Annotated in this window: 9 protein-coding genes; 6 read left to right on the forward strand and 3 right to left on the reverse strand. The window is 62.8% G+C overall.

Features of this window, described 5'->3' with window-relative positions; genetic code table 11:
- Positions 1-243: 243 nt before the first annotated feature.
- Positions 244-657: a VOC family protein gene (locus NKJ46_RS26630; protein ID WP_352668835.1), complete on the forward strand. Its 414-nt coding sequence runs from the start codon at positions 244-246 to the stop codon at positions 655-657.
- Positions 658-767: 110 nt separating this feature from the next.
- Here the strand turns inward: NKJ46_RS26630 and NKJ46_RS26635 are convergent, their stop codons facing one another.
- The 3 genes from NKJ46_RS26635 to NKJ46_RS26645 all read right to left on the reverse strand — a co-directional run bounded on the left by NKJ46_RS26635 (position 768) and on the right by NKJ46_RS26645 (position 5,712).
- Positions 768-2,147, reverse strand: coding sequence for an aspartate aminotransferase family protein (locus NKJ46_RS26635; RefSeq protein WP_352668837.1), 1,380 nt, complete (start codon positions 2,145-2,147; stop codon positions 768-770).
- A 240-nt stretch (positions 2,148-2,387) separates the two neighbouring features.
- Complete coding sequence (locus NKJ46_RS26640; RefSeq protein WP_352668840.1) at positions 2,388-4,457, reverse strand: prolyl oligopeptidase family serine peptidase; 2,070 nt, start codon at positions 4,455-4,457, stop codon at positions 2,388-2,390.
- Between the two features lie 94 nt (positions 4,458-4,551).
- Positions 4,552-5,712 (reverse strand): MFS transporter, encoded by a 1,161-nt coding sequence (locus NKJ46_RS26645; protein WP_352668842.1) that lies wholly within the window; start codon positions 5,710-5,712, stop codon positions 4,552-4,554.
- 210 nt (positions 5,713-5,922) lie between these two features.
- Here NKJ46_RS26645 and NKJ46_RS26650 point away from each other — a divergent pair, with 210 nt between their 5' ends.
- The 5 genes from NKJ46_RS26650 to NKJ46_RS26670 all read left to right on the forward strand — a co-directional run bounded on the left by NKJ46_RS26650 (position 5,923) and on the right by NKJ46_RS26670 (position 13,701).
- A complete protein-coding gene (locus NKJ46_RS26650; RefSeq protein WP_352668844.1) occupies positions 5,923-7,500 on the forward strand; it encodes a trimethylamine methyltransferase family protein in 1,578 nt (525 codons plus the stop codon).
- 134 nt (positions 7,501-7,634) lie between these two features.
- Positions 7,635-8,120, forward strand: coding sequence for an endonuclease domain-containing protein (locus tag NKJ46_RS26655; RefSeq protein ID WP_352668847.1), 486 nt, complete (start codon positions 7,635-7,637; stop codon positions 8,118-8,120).
- Entirely contained in the window at positions 8,117-10,702 is a 2,586-nt protein-coding gene (locus NKJ46_RS26660) for a GcvT family protein (protein WP_352668849.1), read from the forward strand. The genes NKJ46_RS26655 and NKJ46_RS26660 overlap by 4 nt, the downstream gene beginning before the upstream one ends.
- An 88-nt stretch (positions 10,703-10,790) precedes the next feature.
- Positions 10,791-12,362 carry an ArnT family glycosyltransferase gene (locus NKJ46_RS26665; protein ID WP_352668851.1) on the forward strand — a complete coding sequence of 524 codons (1,572 nt, stop codon included), beginning with the start codon at positions 10,791-10,793 and terminating at the stop codon, positions 12,360-12,362.
- Positions 12,363-12,387: 25 nt separating this feature from the next.
- On the forward strand, positions 12,388-13,701 hold the full coding sequence (locus tag NKJ46_RS26670; protein ID WP_352668912.1) for a M24 family metallopeptidase: 1,314 nt from the start codon (positions 12,388-12,390) through the stop codon (positions 13,699-13,701).
- The last annotated feature ends 116 nt before the right edge of the window (positions 13,702-13,817 follow it).

The raw sequence follows: 13,817 nt of genomic DNA on the forward strand, positions 1-13,817 counted from the left end.
CCTATCGGGGAACAACCACCCGCTCTTCAATATGTGACCGCTTCCGGCTTCAGGGCGACTCGCTCCGCGATTACCCCATGTTTGAATTTCCGCTCACGACCTCCACATGAATTTCGGCTCGCCACCATTTCCACCGGGCGGGCTCGAAGCTTGAAGGCAACCCGGTTGCAGACATAGTCTCGAAGACTATTTCGTTAAAGGCTATACGGCCGCACGAATCTCTTCACATATTGAGGTCCCGCAATGGCGCACGAGCCTCGAAAAAGACCATTATTCCGCAAGCTCGATAATCATCTATTGCGCGTGAGCGATCTCGATGCAGCCGTATCGTTCTATAGGGATCGGCTCGGTCATGCCCTCGTTTGGCGGGACGATGAAGCCGCTGGCTTTGCGCTGCCGGAAACCGATGCGGAGCTGGTTGTCCATCTTCATATCGGTCCCGAGACCGACATTCTGGTCGATAACGTGGATGACGCGTTTGAGGAATTCTTGGCGGCCGGCGGTGAGGCTGTGCAACCGCCATTCGAGATCGCGGTCGGACGGTGCGCCCGTGTCCGCGATCCTTTCGGCAACATAGTTGTGATCTTGGACCAATCGAAAGGGATGTTGGTCACTGACGCGGAGGGGCACGTCATCGGTGTCAAGGCGGGCCAGTGATCACGCGTGGTCGTCGATACCGCCAACAGCCTCGCCTGGCGAGCTCTTGCCATAAAGCGGCATTCAAACTCCGGGCGCCCGATTACCGGACGCCCGGCGATCGTTCCACCTTACCGCTTGCACAAATCCGCTTGCGCCACGTCGAGCGCCCTGGCGATGCGGTCGCAGGCCATGTCGATCGTCTCGCGCGTCCAGATCAGCGGCGGTGACAGGATCATCGTGTCGCCGGTGGCGCGCAGCATCATGCCCTGGGCAATTGCGTGGTCGCGAACCATCACGGCGGCGCTGCCGGCCGGCAGGAAGCGCTCCTTGGTTGCCTTGTCCTTGACGATCTCGATCGCTCCCATCAGCCCGAACGAGCGCACCTCGCCGACCAGATCGTCGCCGCCGAGGCGTTCCTGCAAAGCCCTGGCGAAGTAAGGCCCGGTGTCGTTCCTGACGCGCTCCACCAGGCCTTCGCGCTCGATGATCTCGAGGTTCTTCAGTGCCACCGCGCAGGCCACCGGATGCCCGGCATAGGTGTAGCCGTGATAGAATTCGCCGCCCTTTTCGACCAACGTCGCCGCGATGCGGTCGCCGACCAGCAACGCCGACAGCGGCTGATAGCCGGAGGTCAGCGCTTTGGCCGTGGTGATGGTGTCGGGCTCGACGCCGAAGGCTTGTGCCGCGAACCACTCGCCGGTGCGGCCATAGCCGGTGATAACCTCATCCAGCATCAGCAGGACATCGTATTTGCGGCAAATGCGCTGCACTTCCGGCCAGTAGCTCATCGGCGGGATCTTCACCCCGCCTGCCCCCATCACCGGCTCGCCGATGAAGGCGGCCACCTTGTTGGCGCCAGCTTCGAGGATCGCGTCCTCGACCGCTTTTGCCGCGCGCAGGCCGAAATCATGGTCGCTTTCGCCGGGCAGTGCCAGCTCATAGGCATAGGGCATCATTACATGGACGATGTTGGGCACGGCGCCGCCGAGCTGCTTGTGCATCAAATCCATGCCGCCGAGCGAGGCGCCGGCGATGGTCGAGCCGTGGTAGCCCATCTTGCGTGAGATGATGCGGTTCTTCTCGGGCCTGCCTTCCAGCACCCAATAGTGACGGACCAGGCGCAGCGCCGTGTCGTTGGCCTCCGAACCGGACGAGCCGTAGAACACCTGGTTGATGTGCTTTGGCGCGATCTCCGCCAGTTTCTTGGCGAGCAGTACCGGTGTCGGCGTCGAGCATTTGAAGAAGGAGTTGTAGTAGGGCAATTCCTTCATCTGGGCGTAGGCGGCGTCGGCCAACTCGTCGCGGCCATAGCCGACATTGACGCACCACAGCCCGGCCATGCCGTCGAGGATTTCCGTCCCTTCGGAATCGTAGATGAACGGCCCGTTGGCGTGGGTGATGATGCGCGAGCCGGTCTCGCGCATCTCTTTGTGGTCGGTGAACGGATGAAGGTGATGCGCGGCATCGATCTGCTGAAGCTGCTTCAGCGAATAATTCTGGTAGGTCATGTCTGGTCTTTCCTCTTGAACCAATCCGGCAGCTTTTGCGCCGGGGCGGATTCGTCAGAGGACAGCGGGCGGCGAATAGCCGATGCGGGCGCACAGCCGCAACAGCTCGGCGCGAAGCGTGCGCGACGACGGCGTCACCGCGACCCCAAATGCGCAACCCGATTTCGCCAGCCGAGCCATGCATGTACCTTAGGCTGCCTCGAGCCCTCAGTTCAAGCCGTGCCGGTTAAGCGATGCCAGTCAATTGGTGCCGGTCAGGGCCCGCTGCAGGAAGACGTACTTCATCGCCGCCTGTGCAGCCTGCGGCCGCCGGTCGCCGCGTCCACCATGGCCGCCCTCGGTCTCCTCGAAGAACAGCGTCTTGCCATGGCCGGCCGCCTGCAGCCGTGCCGCCATCTTGCGCGCATGCCCGGGATGGACGCGATCGTCGGCGGTCGAGGTCGTCAGCAACACCGGCGGATAGGCTGCATCCGTGTCTACATGCTGGTAGGGCGAATAGGCGGCGAGCCAGGCCGCCTCTTCCGGCTTCGCCGGATCGCCATACTCGGCCATCCACGACGCCCCGGGCGGCAGCTCGGTGTAGCGCAGCATGTCGAGCAGCGGCACGTCGATGATCACCGCACCGAACAATTCCGGGTGCTGGGTCAGCGAGACGCCGGTCAGCAGACCGCCATTCGATCCGCCCTGGATGCCCAGCGTCGCCGGTGTGGCGATGCCGCGTTTGACCAGATCTTGCGCGACCGCGGCGAAATCGTCGAAGGCATTCTGGCGATTGGCCTTGAGCGCCGCCTGGTGCCAGTTCGGGCCGAACTCGCCGCCGCCGCGGATGTTGGCCTGGACATAGGCATTGCCCTTCTCAAGCCACAGCCTGCCGCGCACGCCGGCATAGCCGGGCAGCAGCGGCACTTCAAAGCCGCCATAGCCGTAAAGCAATGTCGGCACGGGTCCATGCAAGTCGCGCCGCCTGACGACGAAGTATGGAATCATCGTGCCATCCTTCGAGCGCGCCTCGAACTGTTCGGAGACTAGGGACGACGCATCGAAGCGCGCCGGCTGCGACTTCACCGTTGCCAGCCCCGCGGCGTTGTCGTCCGACCAGATGATCGAGCTCGGCGTCAGGAAATCGGTGAAGGAAAAGGAGACGCTGGAACCGAAATGCTCGGCATGGCTGATGCCGACATTGCCGTTTTCGGGCAACGCCACGGGCTTGAACTCCCAGCCGCTGTCGCTGCGCTTGCCGGCGACGACCTTGCCGCGCACATTGTCTATCAAATTGATGAATAGCCGGTCCTGCGTGCGGGCAATACCGGCGATCGAGACACGGTGCGCCGGCTCGAGCACGGTATCGAGGGATCCGAATAGCCCGGTTTCGATCCAGCGCTCGAAATCGAGTGAATAGAGCCCGTCGGGCTTGCACTGCGTGCCGTCCGGCGCCGTCCATGGGGTGCGCACGCCGAAGAGAAACTGGCCTTGGAATAGCGCCGTATCGGTGACGTCGTCCGGCAGCGGGATACGCCTGTTTTCGCCGGAAGGCAGCCGCAGGAAATTGTGCGAGGCGAAGAAGTCGATGGTCCGGGCGAGGAAGACATGGCGTTTGTCGCCGTCGAATTCGACGGACCCGCCGGCGGCAAGATCCTGCTTCAGCGCCTCGAAGATCGGCGTCGCCTCGTCCAGTGGCGTGCCGCGCCGCCAAAGCTTGACCACGCGCGGATAACCGGACTGGGTCTTGTCGTCCTCCTCGAGGGCGGCGGAAACGATAACCGTGTCCTCGTCCAGCCAGCTAAAGCTCGATTTCGAGGCAGGAGCGCGAAAGCCGCTATCGACGAACGATCTGCTTTCGATATCGAATTCGCGCATCTCGCTGGCATCGCCGCCATCCGGCGACAGGTTGAGCAGGCAGCGGCTGAAGTCGGGGTAGAGCCGGCTGGCGCCGCTGAACACCCATTTCACCCCCTCTTTCGCCGCCAGACTGTCGAAGTCGATGATCGTCTGCCATTCCGGCTTGTCGGTCTTGTAGGAGGCGACGGTGGTGCGCCGCCAGAGCCCGAGCACGTTCGTCCGGTCCTGCCAGAAATTATAGACATAGCCGTTGATAGCGGTCCCAACGGCGATGTTATCCTCGGCCGTCATCAGGTCGAGCGCCGTCTCGAACGACGTCTGATAGGACGGATCACCCTGCAGCTCCCCGACCGTAACCGCATTTTGGCGATGCACCCAGTCGAGCGCCTGCTTGCCTCGTCTGTCCTCCAGCCATAGAAACGGATCTTCGGCCGCCGGATCCGGCTGCGTCGGGCTGTTCAATTTGGTCATGAGGTCTCCGGTTGAGTCGGGCGTCGGTACCGCCCAGATCGACATGGGGCCGCTTATATTCAAGTCATTGCGTCAGAACGGCGACTTCAGGCATTCACACCATCCGCCGCCGCATGACGGTTGTAGTCGCCAGCACCAGGCAAATGGCACCGAGCGTCATTGGCAGGCCGCCGGCGCCAACAACATCCATGGCGCTGCCCGCCAGCGGCGGCACGGCGATGCCGCCGACGCCCCACATCAGCGAGAAGGCGGCGTTGCCGGCGACCAGTGCCGAGCCGGTGAACCGCTCGCCGAGCTCAATGATCGACATCGTGTAAATGCCGTAGGAAACCGCGCCCCAGATGAAGACGCACGGCCAGATCAGCGGCGTCTCGATGAGAACCGGCAGCAGCACGCATCCGAGCACCGTCACCGAAACACAGATGAACCGCACCAGCCGCGCCGTCAGCCGTTCCGCCAATAGGCCGAGCGGCACTTGCATAGCGATATTGCCGGCGATCATCACTGACAGCAGCGCCGACATGCGCGCTTCGGCGATGCCGTAGTGCGTTCCGTAGACCGGCAGCAAGGCGAGCACCGCCTGTTCAAAACCGGCGGCCACGACGACCGCCGACAACAGCAGCCAAGCCTGCGGCACGAACCCCAGCACCGAAACCCGGTGCCCGCTCTCGTCGACCTTGGGCAGCCGTGCCAGCACTGAGGCGAGGCAGGCGCCGCAAAACAGGAATGCGCCAATGCCGACCAGAAACGGCGGCCATCCCTCGGTGCCGACGGCAAGCAGGCACAGCGGCCCCGCCGCAAAGCCCGCCGAAATGATCGTCGAATAGATGCCCATGACGCGGCCGCGGCGTGCCGGCGGCGCCAGTGCGATCACCCAGACTTCGCTCAGCACGTAGAGCGGGTTGGTGACGGCGCCGATCAAAAAGCGCAGCGGAAACCACAGATAGACATTTTGCGTCCAGCCGATCAGTGCCAGCACCAGCGCCGAAAGTGCCGCGCAAGTAAGCGCGGTGCGCCCTGCCCCGAAACGGCGCGCCAGCGCCGGAACCAGCGGCGAAGAGACGATGAAGCCGATCGGCGTCATTGCCGCCGACAGGCCGATCATGGCGGGCGAGACGCCCTGGCGCTGCAGGATGAAGCTCAACAGCGGATAGCTCAGCCCTTGCGCGATGGCGAACACTGAGACGGTCGCGATCACGCCGGTGATCGCCGCCCATTGCACTGCCTCGCCGCTGTTCTGTTCCGCCCGGTCCATGATGGAGGATTAGCGTTTCGCTTTCATCGCAGTAAGCACCGGCAACGAAAACCGCTTGCGCCAGCCGGAACGCGATCAAGAGGCTGACGATCCCGCCGGCTGCCCCCAGGGCATGTCGCTTCCCTCGTCCTAGTGGTCGCCGCCTCCGCAATGGCCGGACGGCCGGCAGTCCATTATGCCGCCGCATTGCCGCAGCGTACGAGGACTATCATGACCGCCGCCCTTCAGCCCGCCGAACCGGCACTGGCAAACGACCGCGCCCGTCGCGGCGGCCGCGCGGGGAAGCGTGCCGGCGGATCGACGGCGTTCGAGCAGCCGCCGTTTCGGCAGTTGAAGAACCCGCTGGCACCGACCCGGCTGGTTTCCGACGACGAGCTGGAATCCATCCACCTCGCCTCTCTGCGCGTGCTCAGGGAAATCGGCGTCGACGTGCTGCATGACGAAGCCCGGCGCATTATGAAGGCGCATGGCGCCGATGTCCGCGAAGGCAGCGAGCGGGTGCGCTTCGACAGCGACATGATCCTGGAACTGGTTGCGCACTGCCCGCCGGAATTCACCATCCACGCCCGCAACCCGGCGCACAATGTGCGCTTTGGTGGCGATAATCTGATCATCTCGATGATGGCGTCGGCACCCAATTGCTCAGACGTCGACCGCGGCCGCCGGCCAGGCAACCAGCAGGACTACCGCAACTTCCTCAAGCTTGCGCAGATGCACAACATATTGAACTGTACTGGCGGCTATCCGGTCGAGCCGATCGACATCCATCCGTCCGTGCGCCACCTCGAATGCATCCGTGACCTCGCCACGCTGACCGACAAGATGTTCCACATCTATTCGCTCGGCAAGGAGCGCAACGTCGACGGTATCGAGATCACCAGGATCGCGCGCGGCATCAGCCATGAGCAGTTGCTCGCAGAGCCGTCGGTATTCACCATCATCAACACCAATTCGCCGCTCAAGCTCGACGTGCCGATGATGGAAGGCATCATCCAGATGTCGAGCAAGGGCCAGGTGGTCATCGTGACGCCCTTCACCCTGTCCGGCGCCATGGCGCCGGTGACGATTGCCGGCGCGCTGGTGCAACAGAATGCCGAGGCGCTGTCCGGCATCGCCTTTGCACAGATGGTGCGCAAGGGCGCGCCTGTCGGCTACGGCGGCTTCACCTCGAATGTCGACATGAAGTCCGGCGCGCCGGCCTTCGGCACGCCGGAATATATGAAGGCGCAGCTGGTCGGCGGCCAGCTCGCCCGCCGCTACAACATCCCCTACCGCACCTCCAACACCTGCGCCGCTAACACGGTCGACGCGCAAGCCGCCTATGAAAGCGTGTTTTCGCTGTGGGGCGCCATCCAGGGTGGCGGCAATCTGATGATGCATGCGGCCGGCTGGCTCGAAGGCGGCCTGCGCTGCTCCTACGAAAAGACCATCCTCGATATAGACCTGTTGCAGATGGTCGCCGAGTTCCTGACGCCGCTCGATCTTTCCGAGGAAGCGCTCGGTTTCGACGCCATCCAGTCCGTCGGCCCCGGCGGCCATTTCTTCGGCACCCAGCACACGCAGGACCGCTACAAAACCGCGTTTTACGCGCCAATCATTTCCGACTGGCGCAATTTCGAGAGTTGGGCGGAGGCGGGATCGCCGACGGCGCTCGAAAAGGCCAATCGCGTCTGGAAGGAACGGCTGGCCTCCTATGAAGAGCCTTACATGGATCCGGCGATCCGCGAGGAGCTCAACGCCTTCGTAGACAAGCGCCGGGCCGAAGGCGGCGCGCCGACCGATTTTTGATCATTGGTTTGATGAACAGTCGACCCCCACTCCGTCGAGCTTCGCTCGACACCTCTCCCCCGATCGACGGGGGAGAGGAAGGGCGCGACCTTATTCCAGCCAGCCCCCTTCCTCTCCCTCCGGAGGGGGGAGAGGTGGCGCTGCGAAGCAGCGACGGAGTGGGGGAAGCCGTTCATGAAACGCGCAGTCGCCGTAAAATAGGTACAACCCAGCGAGCACGAAAACTCAGGCAAGCAGGCAATCAGGCGGAAGCACTGCTCTGGCTTGAACTAAAGGCGCGCAAGCTTGGCGGCTATCGCTTTACGCGTCAGTTCTCCATCGGCGCCTTTTTTGCAGACTTCGTCTGCCGCGAAAAATGGCTTGTTGTTGAAATCGACGGACAACAGCACGCCGGCAGTTCATATGACCGCCGCCGCGACGATTTCATGCGCGCGCAAGGCTATTCGATCCTGCGTCTTTGGAACCATGACGTCCTGAAACATCGTACTTCCGTCTGTGAAACCATTCTTGCCGCGCTTGATGGCAGGCTGGCCGAAAACATCGCCGTGTCCGATCTCCGCTTTGTTTTCGCGCCCCGCCCGCTCGATTCAATCTCTTTAAAAACGGAACTATCTTCATGAAATCTCATGCAAAAGCGGTTGTCATCGGCGGCGGGGTCGTTGGCTGCTCGGTGCTCTATCATCTGGCCAAGGCTGGCTGGACCGACATCATGCTGATCGAGCGTTCGGAGCTCACCTCCGGCTCGTCCTGGCATGCGGCGGGCGGCTTCCATACGCTGAACGGCGATCCCAACGTCGCCAAGCTGCAGGCCTATACGGTGCAGCTTTACAAGGAGATCGAGGAGATTTCCGGCCAATCCTGCTCGCTGCACCTGACCGGCGGCGTGATGATGGCCGACACGCCCGAGCGCATGGACTTCTTGCGGCTCGCCCACGCCAAGGGCCGCTATCTCGGCATGGACACCGAACTGATCACGCCGTCCGAAGCCAAGGCGATGTTCCCGCTGATGGACGAGACGAATTTCGTCGGCGCGATGTGGGATCCAGTCGAGGGCCATCTCGACCCTTCCGGCACCACCCACGCCTATGCCAAGGCCGCCAGGAAACTGGGCGCCGAGATCGTGCTGCGCAACCGCGTCGTCGAACTGACGCAGGAGGTCGACGGCACCTGGAACGTCGTCACCGAGCAAGGCACGGTCAAAGCCGAGCATGTCGTCAACTGCGGTGGCCTGTGGGCGCGCGAGATCGGCCGCATGGTCGGCGTCGAGCTGCCGGTGCTGGCCATGGAGCACATGTATCTCCTGACCGAGCCGATGCCGGAGGTCGAGGAATTCAACAAGTCGACCGGCCGCGAAATGATCGGCGTCCTCGACTTCAAGGGCGAGATCTATACCCGCCAGGAACGCAACGGCATCCTGCTCGGCACCTACGAGAAGGCCTGCAAGCCGTGGTCGCCGGTCAACACGCCGTGGGATTTCGGTCACGAACTGCTGCAGCCCGACATCGACCGCATTGCACCGTCGCTCGAGATCGGCTTCAAGCATTTCCCCGGCATCGAAAAGGCCGGCATCAAGCAGATCATCAACGGCCCCTTCACCTTTGCGCTCGACGGCAACCCGCTGGTCGGCCTGGTGCAGGGCCTGACCAATTTCTGGTGCGCCTGTGCCGTCATGGCCGGCTTCAGCCAGGGCGGCGGCGTCGGCCTCGCGCTGTCCAACTGGATGGTCCATGGCGACCCCGGCTTCGACGTCTGGGGCATGGACGTTGCGCGCTTCGGCGAATGGGCAACGCTGCGTTATACCAACGCAAAGGTGCGCGAAAATTATTCGCGCCGTTTCTCCATCCGCTTTCCCAACGAGGAATTGCCGGCGGCAAGACCAGCGCAGACGACCCCGCTTTACGACACGATGATCGCCAACAACGCCGTCATGGGCGATAGCTGGGGTCTCGAAACCCCGCTCTGGTTCGCGCCGAAAGGTTCGGAGCCGAAGGACATCGTGTCCTTCCACCGTTCCAACGATTTTGGCCCGATCGGCGAGGAAGTGCGAGCCACCCGGGAGAGTGTCGGCGTCACCGAGATCGCCAACTTCGCCAAATACGAAGTCTCCGGACCAGGGGCCGAGGCCTTTCTCAACCGGCTGATGACCAATCGCATGCCAAAGACCGGCCGCATCGTGCTGACGCCGATGCTGAACGAGTTCGGCAGACTGATCGGCGACTTCACCATCGCCAACGCGGACCCAAGGGCTGGGGAAGAACGCTTCATGATCTGGGGTTCTTCGGCAGCGCAAAAATACCACATGCGCTGGTTCGAGAAGCATCTGCCAAAGGATGGAAGCATCCGCATCCACCGCTTCGACCAGACGCTGGTCGGTCTCTCGATCGCCGGGCCGAAATCGCGCGACCTGCTGCAGAAACTGGTCGATGTCGACATCTCGACCAAGGCCTTCCGCTTCATGGATTTCCGCGAGATGGCGGTCGGCGGCGCGCCTTGCATGGTCAACCGCATCACCTACACCGGCGACCTCGGCTATGAGATATGGATGGCGCCTGCCTACCAGCGCCTGGTCTACAAGGCGATCAAGGAGGCTGGCGAAGAGTTTGGGCTTGTCGATTTCGGCATGCGGGCTTTGCTCTCGATGCGCCTTGAGAAGAACTTCCCGACCTGGTTCCGCGAGTTACGTCCGATCTACGGACCGTTCGAAGGCTCGATGGACCGCTTCATCAAGCTGGAGAAGAACGATTTCATCGGCCGGGAGGCAGCGGCCAGGGTACAGGCGGCGGGGCCGAAGCTGCGCCGCGTTTCCTTTGTCGTCGATGCAGCGGATGCCGACGTCATGGGCGACGAGCCGATCTGGGCCAAGGTTGGCGGCAAGGATTACGGCACCGTGGAAAAGCCGCATGGCTATGGCGCGCCGCGCTTCGACGCGAGCGGCAAGGAAGTGCGCGGCTCGAACGCCGCCGAAGGCGCAACTGCCGTGCGCGGCATTGTCGACGGCGACTGGCGCGTGGTCGGCTGGGTCACCTCCGGCGGCTATGCGCATTATGTCGAGAAGTCGATGGCGCAAGGCTACGTACCGGCAGCGCTTGCCGAAAACGAGAGCGCCGGACTGTTCGAGATCGAAATCCTCGGGCACCGGCGGCCGGCACGCATCAACGTCGAGCCGCCCTTCGACCCGAGCGGCGAAAAGATGAGGACATAGGTGCAGCCAGGCGGTCGCATTGTGCGGAGGATGCTCTTCATGCTAGCGCAGCCGGCAACAATCTGCTGGCAAGGGCGATGAGATTTCATTGAAGTACAATCTGAGATGGGCCGAGTGGCTGGCCGAGGGACGGATCGGCCCGTTCCCGGCGGCGATCGTCATGGTCGCGGCTTACTTCGCCTTGCAGACCATCATACTGTCCCTGTTGAGCTCTTGGGCGGGAACCGGTGTCGGCATCGATGATGCGGAGCAGCTGATCTATGTTCCATATCTCTGGCCTGGATATGGCGGCTCGCAACCACCCCTCTACACCTGGATCAACTGGCTGGCCGCGCATGTTTTCGGCACCGGTATCTTCACGCTGAAGCTCGTCAAATACTCCGTGCTGTTCCTCGCCGCCTGCAGCGCGTTCGCCGCCATGCGACGGTTCGGCTACACCAAAGCGACAGCGGCGGCGGCCATGTTCGGCCTGTTTACGATCCCGCAGATCGTCTGGGAATCGCAGCGCGCCTTGTCGCATTCCGTCGCCGTCGTCGGCTTTTGCTCGCTGCTCCTGCTCGCAATGGCCTGTCTTCTCGAGCGCCGAAGCGTGATCGCCTATGCGGCGTTTGGCCTGGCCACCGCGGCGGCAATTCTTGCCAAATATAATGATGTCTTCCTCGTGGTCGCCCTTGTTGCGGCGGCGCTGTCGCTGCGCGAATGGCGCAGCGCGATCCTTGATCCGAAGTTCGCCATCAGCATAGCGGTCGCGATATTGGTGCTGGCGCCAACCACCTATTGGAGCCTTATGCATCCCGCCGATTTATTGTCGAGAGGCGAGAAGTTCGGAATAGACACCCAACAAGGGCGCGTGGCGGCGGCCTTTGTCGGCGCCGGCAAGTTTATCATGGGCACCTTCAATTTCGCGATCTTGCCGGTGCTCGTTTCCGCCCTGGCTTTCGGCCTGGCGAATTTCTCCGAGCTGCATCCGAAAGGTCCGGCCCGGGAAATTCTGTTGTGGCGTACCTTGGCGCTCGGCTTGGCCATGCTGGCAATACTTGTACTGGCCACCGGTGTGACGGTGGTAAAGGACCGCTGGCTGCTGCCCGTCCTGTTCCTGCTGCCGCTGGCCATCGTCGCCACTATGGAACGGCTGGCGCCGCGTGGCAGGAATGCGCAGCTCCTGGTGATCTCAGCTGGAGCGATCATCGCCGTGCTGCTGGCGCCCGCCACCTGGTACGTCCAGATAAACGGGACCAGTGGCCTGTCGCGGATGATCCGCGTGGATTACCCCGCCCTCTATCGCCAACTGACTGCGGACGGACCGGTCAAAACCGCAATATCTGATGGTGCATGGGTCGGAAACCTGCGGTTGGTCGACGAAAAACTGGTCGCACTTGACCAGGAAGTGCCTAATTTCGAAATGCTGATGCAGGAGCCGGCCGTACTCGTCTGGCTTGACCGCGACGATCCGCGGCCGGTCATTTTGGAGCAGCTCAAAGCGGCCGGCTATGAACCGGACGGCCAGCCGCGGCAAATGATGGTTCCGCTGTTGCGTGGCACCGACAAGTCCGTCCGGCCCGGCGCCTATGTAAAATTGAAGAGAATGGCGGTGGGAGGAGCCACGGCGCCCAAAGAAGGCGTTAGCGGAGGAGCCGAGGGTGGACAGGAACCCGACTGACCGGCCCCGTCATCACCGCAAGATCATGCCGTTCGAGCCGGACGGCTCGAAAGATGTGCTGCGCAAGAAATCGCGGCTGAAGGCCGCTGAACTCAACCAGCATGCGCTGGGCTATGGAGCGCTGGCGGAAGCCGAATGGCAGGCGGCGGGCATTGCTGCTCCTGACCTGCCCGCTATGCGCCGATACCGGCTCGAGCGCATCCGCGCCGAGCTGAAGCGCCGCGACTATGCAGGAGCCTTGCTCTACGATCCGGTCAACATCCGCTACGCCACGGATGCGACCAACATGCAGCTCTGGGTGGCACACAATCGGACCAGACATTGTTTCGTCGCCACCGATGGCCCGGTGGTGCTGTTCGACTATTTCTCCTGCGAGCACCTTTCCGACCATTCCGGCGTCGTCGACGAGGTTCGGCCGGCGGTGTCGTGGGCTTACCTCTACAGCGGCGAGCTGACCGGTCAGAAAGTCCGCCGCTGGGCAGCCGGCATCGCCGAGCTGGTATTGGAACACGGCGGCGGCAATCGCCGTATCGCAGTCGATCACATCAATCCCGAGGGCATCGAAGAGCTCGCTCGTCTCGGCATCTCGACCGGCAATGGCGATGCGGTGATGGAAAATGCGCGGCTGATAAAATCATCCGACGAGATCCTCGCCATGCGCCGGGCGATCGTCGCTTGCGAGGCGGCGATGGGCGCGATGGAGCAGGCGCTGAGGCCTGGCATCTCCGAGAACGAATTATGGGCCGAACTCCATCGCGGCAACATCGCACGCGGCGGCGAATGGATCGAAACCCGGCTCCTGTCGTCAGGTCCGCGCACCAATCCATGGTTCCAGGAGTGCTCGTCGCGGATGATCGAGGCCGGCGAGCTCGTCGCTTTCGACACCGACCTGATCGGTCCTTACGGCTTCTGCGCCGACCTTTCGCGCACCTGGCTTTGCGGTGACGCGCCGCCGTCGCAGGAGCAGCGCGACCTGTTCCGCATCGCCGCCGACCAGATCGCCTACAACACAGAGCTGATGCGGCCGGGCGTATCGTTTCGCGGCCTCGTCGAGCGCTCGTCAGTGCCGCCGGGAGATTGCTTCCCGGCCCGTTACGGGGTGCTCTATCACGGCGTCGGCCTTGCCGACGAATACCCGACTTTGCCGCATGCTAGCGACTGGACCGACGACACGCCCGACGGAATGCTCGAACCTGGCATGGTGCTGTGCGTCGAGAGCTATATCGGCCGGCTTGGCGGCTACGAAGGCGTCAAGATCGAAGAACAGATCCTGATCACCGAGACCGGCAGCGAGAAGCTTTCGACCTACCCGCTCGACAATCGGCTGCTTGGCGGCTGAGCGAAGCTAATGCATGTCGCGCAAAAGCATGCCCTCGGGCTTGACCCGAGGGTGTGCCACGGTTTTGCGATAACGACATGCATAAACAGGAATCTAAGCGCGTCGCATGAGGCCGA

The organism is Mesorhizobium sp. M0166 (assembly GCF_040322255.1).
Lineage (GTDB): Bacteria > Pseudomonadota > Alphaproteobacteria > Rhizobiales > Rhizobiaceae > Mesorhizobium.

Bases quoted from the DNA above. Each gene is read 5' to 3' on its own strand.
- NKJ46_RS26650 (WP_352668844.1), top strand. From the start codon at position 5,923: ATGACCGCCGCCCTTCAGCCCGCCGAACCGGCACTGGCAAACGACCGC.
- NKJ46_RS26635 (WP_352668837.1), bottom strand. From the start codon at position 2,147: ATGACCTACCAGAATTATTCGCTGAAGCAGCTTCAGCAGATCGATGCC.
- NKJ46_RS26670 (WP_352668912.1), top strand. From the start codon at position 12,388: ATGCCGTTCGAGCCGGACGGCTCGAAAGATGTGCTGCGCAAGAAATCG.
- NKJ46_RS26640 (WP_352668840.1), bottom strand. From the start codon at position 4,457: ATGACCAAATTGAACAGCCCGACGCAGCCGGATCCGGCGGCCGAAGAT.
- NKJ46_RS26660 (WP_352668849.1), top strand. From the start codon at position 8,117: ATGAAATCTCATGCAAAAGCGGTTGTCATCGGCGGCGGGGTCGTTGGC.
- NKJ46_RS26630 (WP_352668835.1), top strand. From the start codon at position 244: ATGGCGCACGAGCCTCGAAAAAGACCATTATTCCGCAAGCTCGATAAT.
- NKJ46_RS26645 (WP_352668842.1), bottom strand. From the start codon at position 5,712: ATGGACCGGGCGGAACAGAACAGCGGCGAGGCAGTGCAATGGGCGGCG.